The organism is Inquilinus limosus MP06 (genome assembly GCF_000767795.1).
Taxonomy (GTDB): domain Bacteria; phylum Pseudomonadota; class Alphaproteobacteria; order DSM-16000; family Inquilinaceae; genus Inquilinus; species Inquilinus limosus_E.
This window is the reverse complement of the sequence record NZ_JANX01000008.1, coordinates 13,542-30,602: the sequence shown is the minus strand read 5'-3', so window position 1 is coordinate 30,602 and position 17,061 is coordinate 13,542. Positions and strand designations below refer to the sequence as shown.

The following is a 17,061-nucleotide window of genomic DNA, read 5'->3' as shown; positions in this document are numbered from 1 at the left end:
GCCGCTGCCGCCGGCCGCCGGCACGGCCGTCGCCCCGGTTCCGGCCGCCACGGCCTGAGGCTGCCAGGCCGTTGACGCTGCGGCGCGTGCCCTGTATAGGGTGCGCGCCCTGCGGCGCCGAAGTAGCTCAGGGGTAGAGCAACTGATTCGTAATCAGTAGGTCCGGGGTTCAAATCCCCGCTTCGGCACCACCCTTCCCTTTGATATTTTTGGGGAAATCAGGCGCTCCGATCTGTGCCGTGCAACGAATTTCGAGTTGCACCATGCAATTTTCCGAACGCACCGTCTCCGCAGATCCTCCGTAAAGCCGGCCGGCAGTGCCGGGCGTGCGGCCCGCTCACCGACGCGCGCGAGGCCTGGCCGCCTGTCTTTCACGGAATTCGGACCGCCCGTCGGCGGGAGCGCGGGCGTCGGTGAGCAGGTTGTGCCGGCGCAGATTCTCCAGCACCGGGATCAGCGTCCACATCGGCGCGCCGATCTTCTCCGCGATCGCCAGCAGGTCGTGGTCGCCATCGGCATAGGCGATCAGGTTGACCATGGTGACGACCGCCGGGGCCGACCGGTCTTCCGACGTGTCCCCCGACAACGACGCGGATGGCCCGCGCTTGCCGAACTGGGGCTCGCACAGCACCGTGACCTTCGGGACGGTGTTGCCCTCCAGGCAGACCAGGCAGGCCTTGAGCGCCTCATAGGCGCCGCGCAGCCCGGCCGGGGTCACCAGATCCAGATTGTCCAGCGAGCTGTGATATTCGGGGTAACGACCGTATTTCGACCGCATGATCGAGCATACCGGCAGGTCGACCCCCGGCGCGCAGTACTGCCGTTCGTCGCTGCCGCGGTCGAGGAAGCTATAATGGATGTAGTCCGGCGCCAGGTGCTTCAGCACGTGCAGGGCGACCCGATCGGCCAGGGTGCCGCCGAGCCGGCTGGGCAGGTAGCAGTAGCTGCGATCGTCGCCGACACAGGAGACGTTGAAGCCGGCAACGGTCGCCGCCTTCATATGCGGCAGGTTGCGGGACAGATAGGTGATCGACCCGATCGTCTCCGGGATGAAGACGATGCGATAGGTGTATCGGCGCGGCTGCTCGGACAGCCAGCGCGCCAGCCATGTGGTGACCGCCGGCCCGGACAGCTCGTTGTTGGCCATCGAGGGGTGGCAGACATAGGTCGAGATCAGGATCTCGCGGTCGCTCGCCCCAGGCAGGATCAGCTCGCCATAAGTCAGGTGGCCGGGGGCCAGGGTGGCGTCGATCACGGCATGGTAGCGGCCCTGCGGCAGCGTCTTGCGCCGCCGGTCCGGCAGGCAGAAGCCCCAGCGCCGCTTGTAATAGGATGTGACGTAAGGGATGGCGTCCGGCTTCTCCGGGATCGAATGGAGGTGCGGCTGCAGTTCCTCGAGCGACAGCTCGATATCGACCGGCTCGGAATAGCCGACGACATGCAGATTGTGGTCGGCGAAATCGACCACCGTCTCGCCCGACGGGCCGGTCAGCCGGGCGCCGCGGATGTTCCACTCGTCCGGGATGGTCCAGTCGAACACCTGGGTGCCGGACGGCACCTCGTGCACGGTCAGGCCGGGCAGCAGGCCCCGGATATGGGCCAGGGTCTGGCGCACGCCATCACCGGTCAGGCTGCGGCAGATCGGAAACAGGGCCCGGACGAAGTCGTGCATGTCCTGGCCGCAATCGGCCATGGCGGACCGGTCGAAAGCCGCAATGTCAGGCATTACCCGCCGTGCTCGCGCAGGGCTCGGAGCGGGGCGGCAATCCCACCATCTCCAGACAGCATTATTAAAATTCCCCCAATATGCGATGATCGTGGCTGATCTGCGGGGGTGAGTCGAGTGGGCTCTGCGTCCTATGCTGGTATGCAATAGGGTGGGGGCTGAAGGTGGGCGGGCCGGGAGGACCGACGGCTCGGGCAGCGCGTGGGGCTGGCAATTTGCCGGCGGAGCGGCCAAGATCGGTCAATTCATGATCGACTATTTTCGATGGACCAGTCTTCCGGATTCAGCCTTATCAACCCGCAGAAGCTGACGCCGATCGGTGTCCTGCTGGCGGCATGCGTCGCATGGGGCGCCTTTTATTTCCTGGCACCGATCGGGCTCTATCGCGCCGGGAGCGACTATCCGTATCTGATCCTCGGCGGCTGCCTCATCGGCCTGCTGCTCGGCCTGGCCGTGTTCGAGCCGGGGACGAACGCCACCCCGCCGATGCGTCCGGCCGACCTGCACCGAACGCTGAAGCAGATCTACGAGATCAGCTTCGTCATCGGCATGATCGGCATCTCCCTGCGGGTTGCCGACTGGGTCTTCCTGCGGGGCTTGTCGATCGACACCGAATTCCTGAAGAACCGGGAGAAAATCGAAAGCGCCGGCACGAACGCCTTCGCCATGGCCTCCATCATCATGATCCCCTTCTCCATCGTGCCCTACATGATCCACGCGGTGGCGAAACGGAATGGCGAGCGTGTCGGCCACGCCTGGAAGGCGATCGGGCTGGCGACCCTGTGGCCGATCCTCACGATCGTCATCGGGTCCCGGTCCAGCATGTTCATGAGCCTCGGGATGATCATCATTTCCCGGCTTGTCATCTTCCCGCACACATCACGGAAGGTGATCGCTTTATGCTGCGCCCTCGTCATCGGCCTGATCTATGCCGGCGGCCTCATATTCATCGAGCGCCTGCAACAGATCGGCCTGAATGTCGAACACGTCATCAGGCTTTCAGCCTTCACGCACCTGGCTCCGGTCACACAAGATTACTTCTATTTTGCATCTAAATTACCAGAATGGGGGAGAAATACACTCTTTATCGCAACAACTTTCATTCAATACTATGTTCATGGAGTTCCTGAATTCGCCTATCTTGTCGAGCACTATCAGAACGCCGATCAAGGCGGAACCTATAGCTTCAATGTATTGACACGCCTGGCAGCCATCCTCTGGGGCGTGCCGTATGATGGCGAGGCCGCGATGTTCCTGATGCCGCGGGTCGGCATCTACACCACCCTGTTCGGGCCATTCTACGTCGATTTCGGTCCGTTCACGCCGATGTTCTGCTTCGCCATCGGCGCCCTGGTCTCATGGACGCGGCGGAAGGTCCTGCTCGGCGACATCGCAGCCCTGCCGCTCTACATCTGCTTCGTGATCCAGGTGGCGGCCGCCGTGGTGATCAATGCGATCCAAAGCGCCTATGGGATCTTCTACGACATCGCCTTCGCGGCGCTTTGGATTGCCATTGCCGTTGCCAGGCGCCGGTCCGCCGCCGCATCCGGCGCGGCGGCGACCTAGGACATGTCGGCCCCGGCGGCGCTGGGCACGGCCCATGCAGTCATGCAGTTTCGCCCGCCCGTCGCGGTGCGTTGCTGCATCGCCGGGCGCGGAACCGGCGCGGCGGCCTGTCCACCCGCTGCGCCATACCCGCATATCGATCCGCGATCGCCCCTGGGAAAAATCGTCCCAGGGGCCGGGCCGAAACCCCGGCCGCCTCCATTGCTGCGGTAGGATCGATGCGCGGCAGAGCCGTCCCCGAGGCGGCGCCGCGTTCGGATCGACTGGCAGCGAGGGTGGGAGCGATGACGGACCATCATGCCGAGACCCGGGACCTCGGGCGGCTCGACGCCTATTGGCGCGCGGCGAACTATCTCTCGGTCGGGCAGATCTACCTGCTCGACAACCCGCTGCTGGAGCAGCCGCTGGAGATCTGGCACATCAAGCCTCGGCTGCTGGGCCATTGGGGCACGACGCCGGGGCTGAACTTCATCTACGCCCATCTCAACCGGGTGATCGCCCGCGACGACCTGGACATGATCTTCATCTGCGGCCCCGGCCATGGCGGCCCCGCGGTGGTCGCCAACACCTATCTCGAGGGCATCTATTCCGAGATCTATCCGGAGGTCGGCCGGGACCGCGAGGGCATGCGCCGGCTGTTCCGGCAGTTCTCCTTCCCCGGCGGCATCCCCAGCCATGCGGCGCCGGAGACGCCGGGATCGATCCATGAGGGCGGCGAGCTGGGCTACGCCCTGGCCCATGCCTACGGCGCCGCCTTCGACAACCCCGACCTGATCGTCGCCTGCGTCATCGGCGACGGCGAGGCGGAGACCGGCCCCCTCGCCGCCTCATGGCACTCCAACAAGTTCCTGAACCCGAGAACCGACGGCGCGGTGCTGCCGATCCTGCATCTGAACGGCTACAAGATCGCCAACCCGACCATCCTCGGCCGGATGACCGACGAGTCGCTGCTGCGGCTGTTCGAGGGCTTCGGCTACGAGCCCCATTTCGTCGAGGGCTCGGACCCGATGCCGACCCATCAGGCGATGGCCGCCACGCTGGACATCGTCATCGGCCGCATCCGCGAGATCCGCCAGGGCACGCTGGCCGACGGCATGGCCCAGCCGCGCTGGCCGATGATCATCCTGCGCACGCCCAAGGGCTGGACCGGGCCGAAGGAGGTCGACGGGCTGAAGACGGAGGGCTTCTGGCGGTCGCACCAGGTGCCGCTGTCCGGCCTGGCCGACAAGCCGGAGCATCTCGCCCAGCTCGAGGCCTGGATGCGCAGCTACCGGCCGGAGGAGCTGTTCGACGAGGCCGGCCGGCTGGTGCCGGAGCTGCAGGCGCTGGCGCCGCAGGGCGACCGGCGCATGGGCGCCAACCCGCATGCCAATGGCGGCCGGCTGCGCCAGGAGCTGAGCGTCCCCGACCACCGCGCCTTCGCCCTGGAGGTGCCGGAGCCCGGCGGCGTCCAGGGCGAGGCGACCCGGGCGATGGGCCAGCTGTTGCGCGACGTGATCCGGGCCAATCCACGGACCTTCCGGCTGATGGGGCCGGACGAGACCGCGTCCAACCGCCTCGACGCCGTGTTCGAGGCGACCGACCGGGTGTGGATGGAGGACATCCTGCCCGAGGACACCCATCTGGCGCCCGAAGGCCGGGTGATGGAGGTGCTGAGCGAGCATCTGTGCCAGGGCTGGCTGGAGGGCTATCTCCTGACCGGCCGGCACGGCCTGTTCTCCTGCTACGAGGCCTTCATCCACATCGTCGATTCGATGGTGAACCAGCACGCCAAATGGCTGAAGGTTACCCGCGACCTGGAGTGGCGCCGGCCGATCTCGTCGCTGAACTACCTGCTGACCTCGCATGTCTGGCGGCAGGACCATAACGGCTTCAGCCACCAGGACCCCGGCTTCATCGACCATGTGGTGAACAAGAAGGCCGACATCGTCCGCATCTACCTGCCGCCGGACGCCAACACGCTGCTGTGGGTCACCGATCACTGCCTGCGCACCTATGACCGGATCAACGTCGTCGTCGCCGGCAAGCAGCCCGCGCCGCAATGGCTGGATATCGACCAGGCCGCCGCCCATTGCCGGGCCGGCATCGGCCGTTGGGGCTGGGCCAGCAATGAGGGCGACGGCGACCCCGATGTGGTGCTGGCCTGCGCCGGCGACGTGCCGACGCTGGAGGCCGTGGCCGCCGTGTCGCTGCTGCGCGAGCAGTTGCCCGACCTGCGCATCCGGCTGGTCAACGTGGTCGACCTGATGGCGCTGCAGCCGAAGGAGCAGCACCCGCACGGGCTGCCGGAGGAGGATTTCATCCGCCTCTTCACCCGCGACCGGCCGGTGATCTTCGCTTTCCACGGCTATCCGCAGCTGGTGCATCGCCTGACCTATAAGCGCACCAACCACGACAATTTCCATGTCCGCGGCTATCGCGAGGAAGGCACCACCACCACGCCCTTCGACATGGTGGTGCTGAACGAGCTGGACCGTTTCCACCTGGCGATCGCCGCGATCGACCGGCTGCCGCATCTCGGCGCCGACGCCGACCGGGCCCGCCGCCGGTTCCAGGAGCGGCTGGCCGAGCATCACGACTATGTCCGGCAGCACGGCCGCGACATGCCCGACGTCGCCGACTGGCGCTGGCCCAGCCGCGGCACCGCGGCGCCGTTCGACTGAGCCGGACGATGCCCACGGAAATCCTGGCCCTCAATGCCGGTTCCTCCTCGATCAAGCTCGGCCTGTTCGAGGAGCGTTCCGGCCGGGCGGTGCGCCGCGTCAAGGCGGCGCTCGACCTGAAGGGCCGGCCGCCGGCGTTGCGGCTGGAGGCGGAAGGCGTGTCCGACACGGTCGAGCTCGGCGTTGCCCATGCCGGCGACCTGCGGGCCATGCTCGACGGCTGCCTGCGGGTGCTGGACGACCGGCTGGGGCTCGACGGCCTCGCTCTGGCCGGGCATCGGGTGGTGCATGGCGGCGAGGCTTTCACTGGGCCGGTCCGGATCACCGAAGAGGTGCTCGCCGCGCTGGAAGCGCTGGTGCCGCTGGCGCCGCTGCACCAGCCGCCGGCGCTGCGGCTGATCGAGGCAATGGGCGCGCTGCGGCCCGGCATCGTCCAGACCGCCTCCTTCGACACCGCCTTCCATGCCGGGCAGGCCGACCGCGTGCGCCGCTTCGCCCTTCCCCGGGCGCTGCACGACCGGGGCATCAAGCGCTACGGCTTCCATGGCCTGTCCTACCGCTTCATCGCTGACGCGCTGCGCCTCGGCCATCCGGAGCTGGCAGCGGGCCGGGTGGTCGTCGCCCATCTCGGCAGCGGCGCCAGCCTCTGCGCCCTCCGGGATGGCGCCAGCGTCGAGACCACCATGGGCTTCTCCGCCCTGGACGGGGTGCCGATGGCGACCCGGCCCGGCGCGCTGGACGCCGGGGTGCTGCTGCACCTGCTCGGGCCCGACGGCATGGCGGTCGAGGAGGTCGAGGACCTGCTGTACCACCGCGCCGGGCTGCTGGGCCTGTCCGGCATCAGCGGCGACACCCGCGACCTGCTGGCCAGCGCCGACCCGGCGGCGGCCAAGGCGATCGACATCTTCACCTTCCGCATCGCCCAGGCCGTGGCCTCCCTCTCCGTCACGCTCGGCGGGCTCGACGCCCTGGTCTTCACCGCCGGCATCGGCGAGCACCAGCCGGAGATCCGCGACCGGATCTGCGACCACTTGCGCTGGTTGGGCGTGGCGCCGGACGGCCCCGTCACCGTGCTGGTGATCCCGACGGACGAGGAGCAGGTCGTGGCCGACGAGGCGCTGCGGGTCCGGATCGCGGAGCCCTGAGTCCCGCGACCGGCCGCGTTCGGCGTGGCGCGGCCGACCGTTTCAGAGACCCTACGCTGCTGCGGCTCCGAAATTCCGGAACTGTTGCATAATGACAACATTCGCCATGCGACTTGGCTGAAACGCGCCGATGAGGCTCGGCCGGCCCGAGGCCGAAACGCTCGGATTCCGAGAGTTTCGAGAGTCACCGCGCACGCAAAAGGATCGCCCGGCCAGGGAAAGGAAACTGGGGAGAGCGTCCCAGGAGCCTCATGTCCCCCGGAAGAGACTAGGATAATTTTCCGGTTCTATTATGCCCAAGCGAGTGAAATAACATAGCGCACCGACGGCAAGATCATAATCTTCGTGCAACTCGATATGTCCGCAGCCCTCGGCCGGATCATGTGATTTCTATTAAAATTAGAGAAAATACACAACTTGAAATCATAAGTAGCAAAAATTGCATCGCAACCATCGCATCCTCTTGGTCAGAAGCATCGGATACAGAAACCTCCAAAGCATTTCCTCCTATATTTCATACCGAACAAAGGCATTCTGGAAATATCGGCAATCATGTACTGTGTCCCTGTTTTGAAATTCGTGGTTTGGGGAGATAACCATGTCTCATTTTGAAGGCACCAATTCCGCCGAGGTGCTGCCGACGCTTTTATTGTCGCCGGTCCTCGCGTTGGGCGACGACACCATAGACGGCAATGGAGGCAACGACGCGCTCCTGGGTTGGTCCGGGAACGACGTCCTCCAAGGCGGCGAGGGGGCTGACCTCATCGTCGGAGGCATCCTTGTCCTGACGGGCGGCCTGCTCGGCCTCCAGGTCTCCGGCCTGGACACCGCGTCCTATGTGGAGTCGTCCGCCGGCGTGAACGTCGATCTGTCGATCCTGCTCAACGTCAACATCAATCTTCTCGGGCTCAATCTCGGCCTGACGCTGGCGACGGTGGGCAGCGGCGGCGACGCCGAGGGCGACATCCTGCTCGGCATGACCAATCTCACCGGGTCGGCCTTCGCCGACTTCCTCGGCGGCACCTCCGTCGCCAACACGCTGATTGGCGGCGACGGCAATGATATCCTGCGCGGTGCAGGGGGCGGTGACGTCCTGCAGGGCGGCAACGGCCTCGACATGGTCGACTATTTCACCTCGAGCAGCGGGGTGACGGTCAATCTCGAGACCAACGCCGTCAGCGGCGGTGACGCGGCAGGCGATACCATCACCGGCTTCGAATGGATCCGCGGCAGCGAGTTCGGTGACAACCTGACCGGCAGCGCCGGCGCCAACATGATCTCCGGCGAAGGCGGCGACGACACCATCGCCGGCGGCGCCGGAGCCGACGCGCTGTTCGGCGAGACCGGGAACGACATCATCGACGGCGGCGACGGCAATGACCGCCTGGTCGGCGGGGCCGGGGGCGACACGCTGAACGGCGGTGCCGGCGGCGCCGACACCGTCTACTATGACGATGCGCTTTCCGGTGTCACGGTGAACCTGACCGACACCTCGGCGAACACCGGCGACGCGGCCGGCGACAGCTATTCCGGCGTCGAGTACTTCGCCGGCAGCGCCTTCAACGACACTATGATCGGCGATGCCGCCAACAACCTGCTGTCGGGCTGGACCGGCGACGACACCCTGAGCGGCGGGGCCGGCAAGGACCAGCTGTTCGGCGGTGACGGGATCGACACGCTGAACGGCGGAGCCGGGGCCGACACGCTGACTGGCGGCGCCGGGGCCGACAACTTCGTGTTCTCGGCGGCCGCCGACAGCGGCGTCGGCTATGCCAAGGCCGATCTGATCACCGACTTCGCGACCGGCGACAAGATCGACCTGTCGGCGATCGTCAGCGGCGGGACCTTCATCGGCTCGGCCGCCTTCGGGCACCATGCGGGTGAGGTCCGCGCGGTCACCGCCGGCTTCCAGACCGGCATCTTCGTCGACGTCAACGGGGACGGCGCGGCCGACATGCAGATCCGCCTCTCCGGCGTGCACGTCCTCTCCGCGAGCGACTTCGTGCTCTGATCCGATGGAGGGCGGACGGCCGCGACAGGCCGTCCGCCCTCCCTTTCTCCGACAGCCGCGGGCCTCGGCCGGCGGCTATGGCTCCGGGAGGATTCTCCGGCCGGATGGCGCGCCAGCCATCCGGCTTTTTTTGTCAACCGGACGCCGAACCGGCGGCGAGACCGAGCCGCCCGAAATGTCCGGCTTCACAACGCCGCCCCCGGCGGCCGATACTGCCAGCCTTCGAGGGAAACGACCAAAACCCACAACAGGGTAGGCAGATGACCTGGATTCACCGTTTCGCCGCGGCAGCTGCAGCTGCCGCAGCGCTGGCTGTCGCCGTCCCGGCCGGCGCCGCGTCCCCCATCCTGGTGGAGACGCCGATGTACGAGCAGGACGTCGCCGCCGGCAAGCTGCCGCCGGTGGCGCAGCGCGTGCCGCAGGATCCATCCATCGTCGATCTGGCGGCGGAGAAGAAGGAGCCGGGCAAGCCAGGCGGCGAGATCGCCTGGATGGTCGGCCGGGCCCGCGACATCCGCATCATGAACACCTACAGCTACGCCCGGCTGGTCGCCTACGGGCCGGACTTCCAGCTGCACCCGGACATCCTGCAGTCGATCGATGTCGACGGCGAGAAGGTGTTCACTTTGCATCTGCGGCCCGGCCACAAATGGTCGGACGGCCAGCCCTTCACCAGCGACGACTTCCGCTATTTCTGGGAGGACGTGTCGCAGGACAAGGAGCTGATGCCGTATGGCCCGGACACCCGGCTGCTGGTCGATGGCGAACAGCCGAAGGTCGAGTTTCCGGACGCGGTGACGGTCCGCTACAGCTGGTCCAGGCCGAACCCGGATTTCCTGCCGGCGATCGCCGGGGCGACCCCGCTCTACATCTTCGCGCCAGCGCACTACCTGAAGCAGTTCCACAAGAAATACGCCGATGCCGCGGCACTCGACGCCAAGGTGAAGGAGGCTGGCGCCCGCAACTGGGTCGCCCTCTACAAGCAGCGGGAAAAGCTGATCGATTCGGCCAATCCGGAGCTGCCGGTGCTGGAGCCCTGGGTCAACACCACCAAGCCGCCGGCGGAGCGCTTCGTCTTCGTCCGCAACCCCTACTACCACCGGGTCGACAGCCAGGGCCGGCAGCTGCCCTATCTCGACCGCGTCGTCGTCAACGTGGTCGAGGGCTCGCTGATCCCGGCCAAGACCGGCACGGGCGAGGCCGACCTGCAGGCCCGCGGCCTGCGCTTCGACAATATCAGCTTCCTCAAGGCCGGCGAGCAGGCGGGCGGCTACAAGGTGCGGCTGTGGCCGACGGCGCTCGGCTCCGAGGTCGCGCTGTACCCGAACCTGAACTGCAACGACCCGGACTGGCGAGCGCTGAACCGCGACGTCCGCTTCCGCCGTGCCCTGTCGCTGGGAGTCGACCGCGACGAGATCAACCAGACCGTGTTCTTCGGCCAGGCCCGGCCGAGCCAGAACACGGTGCTGCCGCAGTCGCCCTACTATGACGAGGCGCTGGCGACCGAATGGGCGAAGTTCGACCTGGACAAGGCGAACGCCCTGCTGGACGAGATCGGGCTGACCAAGCGCGACGGCGACGGCATCCGGCTGATGCCGAATGGCAGGCGGCTGGAGATCGTGGTCGAGAGCGCCGGCGAGCGCAGCCTGGAGGCCGATGTGCTGCAGCTGGTGCGCGAGAGCTGGGCCAAGATCGGCGTGGCGCTGCACACCGCCCAGTCGCAGCGCGACGTGTTCCTGCAGCGGATCTTCGCCGGCGACACGGTGATGTCGGTGTGGCAGGGCTGGGACAACGGCCTGATCACGCCGACGACGGGCCCGACGCAGCTGGCGCCGGTCGACCAGAACTGGCTGCAGTACCCGAAATGGGGCCAGTTCGTGCAGACCGGCGGCGGTGCCGGCGAGAAGCCGGACCTCGATTTCGGCGAAAAGCTGATGGCCCTGTATGCCGAATGGCGCGGCACCACCGACGCCGCCCGGCGCGATGCCATCATGCGCGAGATGGTGAAAATCCAGGCCGACGAGGTGACCTCGATCGGCACCGTGCAGGGCGTGCTGCAGCCGGTCGTGGTCAAGACCCGCCTGCACAACGTGCCGGAGAAGGGCATCTTCTCCTGGGACCCGGGGGCGCATTTCGGGGTCTACCGCCCCGACACCTTCTGGGTCGACCCGTCCTGATCGAACGGCGGCGGGCGTCAATGCCCGCCGTCATCCCGGGCGCAGCGCAGCACGCAGTGGTGCGCCGCTGACCCGGGATCTGTCGCGGCACTGGGCGAGATCCCGTGTCTGCGCAGCGGCACTTCGCGCCGCAGCGCGCACGGGATGACGGCAGGAGACAGAGCGGAACCTGTCAGCCTCTCACACCTCGTCCCACTCGTAGCGCTTGGCGTTGTCGCGATACCATTTGGCGATGTCCGGGATCTCGTCGGCCAGGCGGCGCTTCGGTGCCCAGCCCAGGCTGCGCAGCTTGCTGGAGGAGATCGAGTAGCGCCGGTCGTTGAACGGCCGGTCCTCGACATATTCGACCACGTCCTGCATCTCGACGCCGAAGGCGTCGCAGATCATCCGCGTGACCTGGAGGTTGGTGTACTCCTCGTCGGAGCCGATGTTGTAGACCTGCCCGATCTGGCCGACCTCGTTGATCAGGGCGATCGCCTCGGCCATGTCCTGCGCCGCCAGGTAGTGGCGGACATTGCTGCCGTTGCCGTGGATCGGCAGCTTCTCGCCGCGCACCAGGCGCAGGCAGAAGCGGGAGATGATCTTCTCCGGGTACTGGCGGGCGCCGAAGATGTTGTTCCCGCGGATCATCAGGATCGGCATCTTGTAGCAATGGATCAGGCTGCGGACCATCATCTCCGCCGCCGCCTTCGAAGCCGAATAGGGGTTGGTCGGGTTGAGGATGGTGTCCTCGTCGACCTCGCCCTCCAGCACCTCGCCATAGACCTCGTCGGTCGAGACATGGATGATCCGCGGCACCTGGTTGATGCGGCACGCCTCCAGCAGCGTGTGGGTGCCGAACACGTTGGTGTGCACGAAGCGGGTCGCGTTCATGAACGACCGGTCGACATGGCTTTCGGCCGCGGCATGGATCACCAGGTCGGCCCCCGCCGTCGCCTGGCGGCAGAACTCCGGATCGCAGATGTCGCCCACCAGCAGCTGGCGCCGGCGGTCATGCAGATGGTGCACGACGTTCTCGATATCCGCCGAATAGGTCATCTTGTCGAAGAAGACGAACCGGGACTCCGGGTAGCGCGCCACGAACAGGTCGGCGAGGTGCGAGCCGAGGAAGCCCGCGGCCCCGGTGATGACGATCTTGTTCAACCCCCAAGTCTCCTTCCAATGGCCAGACAGGCCGCACGGATGTCGTCGCGGCCGGCGACCGGGCCGAAGCGCGCGACGAACTTCTGCACGTCCATCGTGAATGCATCGCGAATGGACGGATCGGTGATGCTGAGGCTGCCGCGGCCATAGCCTTCGAGGATCCACATCGCCAGCCAGCCGGCCTCGAGCGGCACGCCGGAGCCGATGTTGAACAGCCCGCCGGGGCGCGCCCGCACCACCTTGACCAGCGCCGCGGCGAAGGCCTCGGCCGGCAGGAAGTCCTTCACCGTGAACGGGCTGACGTCGTAGCGGATCACGCCCTCCTCCCGCAGCGATCGCAGCAGCAGGCCGAGGAAGGTGCGCCGGCCCGGCAGGTCCTCGAAGCCGAAGATGTTGGACAGGCGCAGGATGGTCAGGTTCGGGCCGAACCGGTCCTGCAGCAGCTGCTCGGTCACCAGCTTGTTGCGGCCATAGGCGTCCTGTGGCGCCGGCACGCGGGTCTCGACCAGCGGCTGGTCCCCGGCCGGGCCGTAGACCTTGCGGGTGCTGATCATCACCACATGCGCATCCGCCGGCATGCGGCCGTCGGCCTGCGCCCGGCCGATCGCCTCGGCCAGGGCGCGGTCGCAGTCGAGATCCGGGTCGTACGCCTCGCGCATATAGCGCGGGTCGAGCGCGAAATTGACCACGCAGCCGATGCCGTCGAAGATCTCCGGCCGCGCCACATCGGCCCAGGCGGCGTGGCGGATGCCGTCGGCGCCGTGGGCATCAATGAAGCCGCGGGCGAGAAAGCTCGACCGTCCGATCACCAGCACTTCAGCCATTCGTTCCCCCAAGACGCACAGCCGCCCCCCGGCCGGGCCCCTTTCTCCGTCGCTATTGCGTCCGCACCATGGCAGACAGCGCCGACCGCCAATCGGGCTGCCCCAAGCCGAACACACGGCCGATCTTGCCGCAATCCAGCACCGAATTCGACGGCCGCCGTGCAGGCGTCGGGTAGTCGGCGGTCGCGATCGCATGCAGCACCGGCCCCGGCCGGCCCGTCGCGGCGAAGATCGCCGCGGCGAAATCGTGCCAGGTGGTGGCCGGAGCGCCGGCGAAATGGAAGGTGCCCCAGCCGTCGAAGCCCGGTGCCAGGGCCTGGCCGCGGATCGCCAGGATCGCCGCGGCGATGGCGGCGGCCGGGGTCGGGCCGCCATGCTGGTCGGCGACGATGCGCAGCTCCGGCCGCTCGGCACCGAGGCGCAGCATGGTGCGGACGAAGTTGTGGCCGTCCGCGGCGAAGACCCAGGCGGTGCGCAGGATGACGTGGCGCGGCAGCGCCGCCCGCACCGCCGCCTCCCCCGCCGCCTTGCTCTCGCCGTAGACCGAGAGCGGTGCGATCGGGTCGTCCTCGCGCCACGGCCGGTCGCCGTCGCCGCGAAAGACGTAGTCGGTCGAGATGTGCAGCAGCGCCGCCCCGGCCCCGGCGCAGGCCCGGGCGATCACGCCCGGCGCGGTGGCGTTCACCGCGAAGGCCCGGTCGCGCTCGGCCTCGGCCTTGTCGACCGCGGTGTAGGCGGCGCAATTGGCGACGAAGTCGGCGCCGCGCACGGCCTCGGCCACCGCGGCGGCATCGGTGATGTCGACCTCCGCCCGCGCCAGCGCGCGTATGTCAAGGCCCTGCGCCCGCGCCAGCTCCGCCAGCTCTCGCCCGACCTGGCCGCCGGCGCCGAAGATCACCAGGGTCATGCGGCGTGCCCGAGCCCGATGCGGCTGCGCTCGCCCGCCCGTTCGCACCAGGGCCGGTTGGCGACGTACCAGGCCACGGTGTCGCGCAGCCCCTGCTCCAGGCTGTGCTTCGGCCGCCAGCCCAGCTCGGTCTCGGCCTTGGTCGGATCGATGGCGTAGCGCGCGTCGTGGCCCGGCCGGTCGGTGACGTGGGTGATCAGGCTCTCATAGGGCCGCGCCGCCGGCTGCAGCTCATCGAGGATGCGGCAGATCTGGCGCACCAGGTCGATGTTGGTGCGCTCCGACCGGCTGCCGATCAGATAGGTCTCGCCCGGCCGGCCCCTGGCCATGATCGCCCGCAGCCCGGCCGCGTGGTCGTCGACATGGATCCAGTCGCGGACATTCTCGCCCTTGCCGTAGATCGGCAGCGGCTTGCCTTCGAGCGCGTTCAGGGTGACGACCGGGATCAGCTTCTCCGGGTACTGGTACGGCCCGTAGTTGTTCGAGCAGTTCGACACCATCACCGGCAGGCCGTAGGTGCGGTGCCAAGCCCGCGCCAGGTGGTCGGAACCGGCCTTGCTGGAGGAATAGGGCGAGTTCGGCTGGTACGGGCTGGTCTCGGCGAACAGGCCGGTCGCGTCCAGCTCGCCATAGACCTCGTCGGTCGAGACGTGCAGGAAGTGGAAGGAATTGCCCGCGGGCAGCCCGCGCCAGTACTTCAGCGCCGCGTCCAGCAGGCTGGCGGTGCCCATGACATTGGTGCGGACGAAGGCCAGCGGGTCGTCGATCGACCGGTCGACATGGCTTTCGGCCGCCAGGTGGTAGACCCGCTCCGGCCGGTGCTCGGCGAACAGCGCCCGCATGGCGTCGACGTCGCAGATGTCGGCCTGGGCGAAGCGGTGCCGGCCGGTGGCGTCGAGGCCGGCCAGGTTGTCCAGGTTGCCGGCATAGGTCAGCTTGTCGATGGTGACGACGCTTTCGCCGTCGGCCACGAGCTGGCGGACGAGGGCCGAGCCGATGAAGCCGGCGCCGCCGGTGACGAAGATGGTCATGCTGCACCGTGTTCGAAATGGGCGGGCGCGTCGGCCAGGCGCGGCCAGTTGCGGTCGCGGTCGTTGACGGTCATCCCGGCCGGATCGATCGGCCAGTCGATGCCCAGCGCCGGGTCGTCCCAGCGGAGGCCGCCCTCGGCCTGCGGCGCGTAGCCGGAGGTGACCTTATAGACCACCTCGGTATCGGGCTCGAGCGTGACATAGCCATGGGCGAAGCCGGCCGGCACCCACAGCCGGGCCGGCTCGGCCGCAGTCAGGGTCACGCCGACCGACCGGCCGAAGGTCGGGGAGCCATGGCGGATGTCGACGGCGACGTCGAAGATCGCGCCGCGGATCACGCCGATCAGCTTGCCCTGGGCGTGCGGCGCCGTCTGGTAGTGCAGGCCGCGCATGGTACCGGCGGCGGCGCTGCTGGCCTGGTTGTCCTGCACGAAATTCATCGGCAGCCCGGCCTCGGTGAACTTCTGCAGGTTCCAGGTTTCGAAGAACCGGCCCCGCTCGTCCCCGAACACGCGCAGCTTGATCAGCTTGACGTCCGGGATTTCGGTCTCGATCACTTGCACCAACGCCGCGCCCCACATCCAATTCGCCCGAAGATCCGAACTGCTCGAAAAACCTTACAGCGGTTCCGGCCCCTGCGACCGGTCTGCGGCAGTCGCGGCGAGCCGGCGCGGTCGTTCTTCTGCCATCTTTAGATGACAAATCCAAGGCGCACCACCGGAGAGCCTTCGTGCGCCGCCCCTCTCGAAATCTGCCGGCCCCGGCCGGTTTCGTTGTCTTCGGCACGGCGGCTGCGCTACCAGATGCGGCTACCGGCCCACCAAGGACGTCAAACCAGGGATCCACCCAAGATGAACCACGACAAACCCGCCGTCCTGGTCACCGGCGGCGCCGGCTATATCGGCAGCCATGCCTGCAAGGCCCTGGCGGCCGCCGGCTTCGTGCCGGTGACGGTCGACAACCTGTCCCGCGGGCACCGCGGCTTTGTCCAATGGGGGCCGCTGGAGCAGGCGGATATCGGCGACGGGGCTGCGCTGGACCAGGTGATGGCGCAACACAGGCCGGTCGCCATCCTCCATTTCGCCGCCCTGACCTATGTCGGAGAGTCGGTCAACGAGCCGGCGCTGTACTACCGCAACAACGTCTCCGGCTCGCTCAGCCTGCTCGAGGCGGCGCAGCGCAACGGCGTCAACACCGTCGTGTTCTCCAGCACCTGCGCCACCTACGGCCCGCCGGACCGCGTACCGATCGCCGAGGACACGCCGCAGAACCCGATCCATCCCTATGGCGCGTCGAAGCTGATGATCGAGCGCATGCTGGCCGATTTCGCCGCCGCCTACGGGCTGCGCTGGGCCGCGCTGCGCTATTTCAACGCCTGCGGCGCCGATCCCGACGGCGAGATCGGCGAGGCGCATGACCCCGAGACCCATCTGATCCCGCTGGTGCTGATGGCCGCAGCCGGCCACCGCCCGCATGTCGAGATCCTGGGCGACGACTATCCGACGCCGGACGGCACCTGCATCCGCGACTACATCCACGTCACCGACCTGGCGGACGCCCATGTCCGCGCCCTGCGCTACCTGCTGGACGGCGGCGCGCCCCGGGCCTTCAACCTGGGCACCGGCACCGGCCACACGGTGCGCGAGGTGATCGCGGCGGTCGAGCGGGTGACCGGCCGTCCAGTCCCGGTCCGGCAGTCGCCGCCCCGGCCGGGGGATTCGCCGACCCTGGTCGCCGATCCCGCCCTGGCCGCGTCGGTGCTGGGCTTCCAGCCGCGCTTCGGCCTGGAGGACTCGATCCGGACGGCGTGGCGCTGGTATCAGAAGCAGACCGGCGGCGCGGCCGCCTGACGATGTCGCGCGACGGAT

At 67.8% G+C, this 17,061-nt stretch carries 12 protein-coding genes and 1 tRNA gene; 7 read left to right on the top strand and 6 right to left on the bottom strand.

Annotation, left to right across the window (positions count from 1 at the left end; genetic code table 11):
- Positions 1 to 116 precede the first annotated feature (116 nt).
- A tRNA-Thr gene (locus P409_RS02005) sits at positions 117 to 191 on the top strand.
- A gap of 146 nt (positions 192 to 337) precedes the next feature.
- On the opposite strand, the gene P409_RS02000 is transcribed toward P409_RS02005, so the two are convergent.
- Positions 338 to 1,726 (bottom strand): DUF4910 domain-containing protein, encoded by a 1,389-nt coding sequence (locus tag P409_RS02000; protein ID WP_081991137.1) that lies wholly within the window; start codon positions 1,724 to 1,726, stop codon positions 338 to 340.
- Between the two features lie 264 nt (positions 1,727 to 1,990).
- Between P409_RS02000 and P409_RS01995 the strand changes: the two genes are divergently transcribed.
- The 5 genes from P409_RS01995 to P409_RS01975 all read left to right on the top strand — a co-directional run bounded on the left by P409_RS01995 (position 1,991) and on the right by P409_RS01975 (position 11,288).
- Entirely contained in the window at positions 1,991 to 3,292 is a 1,302-nt protein-coding gene (locus tag P409_RS01995; RefSeq protein ID WP_034831268.1) for a hypothetical protein, read from the top strand.
- A gap of 284 nt (positions 3,293 to 3,576) precedes the next feature.
- The gene (locus P409_RS01990; RefSeq protein ID WP_034831266.1) at positions 3,577 to 5,955 is read left to right on the top strand and encodes a phosphoketolase family protein; all 2,379 of its coding nucleotides are present in this window, start codon (positions 3,577 to 3,579) and stop codon (positions 5,953 to 5,955) included.
- Between the two features lie 8 nt (positions 5,956 to 5,963).
- Complete coding sequence (locus P409_RS01985) at positions 5,964 to 7,100, top strand: acetate/propionate family kinase (protein WP_034831264.1); 1,137 nt, start codon at positions 5,964 to 5,966, stop codon at positions 7,098 to 7,100.
- 598 nt (positions 7,101 to 7,698) lie between these two features.
- Positions 7,699 to 9,111, top strand: a complete 1,413-nt coding sequence (locus P409_RS37690) for a calcium-binding protein (RefSeq protein WP_052119916.1) — start codon at positions 7,699 to 7,701, stop codon at positions 9,109 to 9,111.
- A 260-nt stretch (positions 9,112 to 9,371) separates the two neighbouring features.
- The gene (locus tag P409_RS01975) at positions 9,372 to 11,288 is read left to right on the top strand and encodes an ABC transporter substrate-binding protein (protein ID WP_034831262.1); all 1,917 of its coding nucleotides are present in this window, start codon (positions 9,372 to 9,374) and stop codon (positions 11,286 to 11,288) included.
- Positions 11,289 to 11,468: 180 nt separating this feature from the next.
- Here the strand turns inward: P409_RS01975 and P409_RS01970 are convergent, their stop codons facing one another.
- The 5 genes from P409_RS01970 to rfbC are packed head-to-tail and all read right to left on the bottom strand — an operon-like array spanning position 11,469 to position 15,750.
- Positions 11,469 to 12,431, bottom strand: coding sequence for a dTDP-glucose 4,6-dehydratase (locus tag P409_RS01970; protein ID WP_034831260.1), 963 nt, complete (start codon positions 12,429 to 12,431; stop codon positions 11,469 to 11,471).
- Positions 12,428 to 13,255 (bottom strand): NAD-dependent epimerase/dehydratase family protein, encoded by an 828-nt coding sequence (locus P409_RS01965; RefSeq protein ID WP_034831258.1) that lies wholly within the window; start codon positions 13,253 to 13,255, stop codon positions 12,428 to 12,430. Before P409_RS01965 ends, P409_RS01970 begins: the two co-directional genes overlap by 4 nt.
- Positions 13,256 to 13,307: 52 nt before the next feature.
- Entirely contained in the window at positions 13,308 to 14,162 is an 855-nt protein-coding gene (gene rfbD, locus P409_RS01960; RefSeq protein WP_034831257.1) for a dTDP-4-dehydrorhamnose reductase, read from the bottom strand.
- Entirely contained in the window at positions 14,159 to 15,193 is a 1,035-nt protein-coding gene (gene rfbB, locus P409_RS01955) for a dTDP-glucose 4,6-dehydratase (RefSeq protein WP_034831255.1), read from the bottom strand. Before rfbB ends, rfbD begins: the two co-directional genes overlap by 4 nt.
- Positions 15,190 to 15,750, bottom strand: a complete 561-nt coding sequence (gene rfbC / locus P409_RS01950) for a dTDP-4-dehydrorhamnose 3,5-epimerase (protein ID WP_343285487.1) — start codon at positions 15,748 to 15,750, stop codon at positions 15,190 to 15,192. Before rfbC ends, rfbB begins: the two co-directional genes overlap by 4 nt.
- 294 nt (positions 15,751 to 16,044) lie before the next feature.
- On the opposite strand from rfbC, the gene galE reads away from it, so the two are divergent.
- Positions 16,045 to 17,043 carry a UDP-glucose 4-epimerase GalE gene (galE, locus tag P409_RS01945; RefSeq protein WP_034831254.1) on the top strand — a complete coding sequence of 333 codons (999 nt, stop codon included), beginning with the start codon at positions 16,045 to 16,047 and terminating at the stop codon, positions 17,041 to 17,043.
- Positions 17,044 to 17,061: the final 18 nt, after the last annotated feature.

What these genes read in the sequence shown, in the direction of transcription:
- P409_RS01995 (WP_034831268.1), top strand. Translation starts at nt 1,991, where the DNA reads ATGGACCAGTCTTCCGGATTCAGCCTTATCAACCCGCAGAAGCTGACG.
- P409_RS01985 (WP_034831264.1), top strand. Translation starts at nt 5,964, where the DNA reads ATGCCCACGGAAATCCTGGCCCTCAATGCCGGTTCCTCCTCGATCAAG.
- P409_RS01990 (WP_034831266.1), top strand. Translation starts at nt 3,577, where the DNA reads ATGACGGACCATCATGCCGAGACCCGGGACCTCGGGCGGCTCGACGCC.
- P409_RS02000 (WP_081991137.1), bottom strand. Translation starts at nt 1,726, where the DNA reads ATGCCTGACATTGCGGCTTTCGACCGGTCCGCCATGGCCGATTGCGGC.
- galE (WP_034831254.1), top strand. Translation starts at nt 16,045, where the DNA reads ATGAACCACGACAAACCCGCCGTCCTGGTCACCGGCGGCGCCGGCTAT.
- P409_RS01965 (WP_034831258.1), bottom strand. Translation starts at nt 13,255, where the DNA reads ATGGCTGAAGTGCTGGTGATCGGACGGTCGAGCTTTCTCGCCCGCGGC.
- rfbB (WP_034831255.1), bottom strand. Translation starts at nt 15,193, where the DNA reads ATGACCATCTTCGTCACCGGCGGCGCCGGCTTCATCGGCTCGGCCCTC.
- rfbD (WP_034831257.1), bottom strand. Translation starts at nt 14,162, where the DNA reads ATGACCCTGGTGATCTTCGGCGCCGGCGGCCAGGTCGGGCGAGAGCTG.
- P409_RS01975 (WP_034831262.1), top strand. Translation starts at nt 9,372, where the DNA reads ATGACCTGGATTCACCGTTTCGCCGCGGCAGCTGCAGCTGCCGCAGCG.
- P409_RS37690 (WP_052119916.1), top strand. Translation starts at nt 7,699, where the DNA reads ATGTCTCATTTTGAAGGCACCAATTCCGCCGAGGTGCTGCCGACGCTT.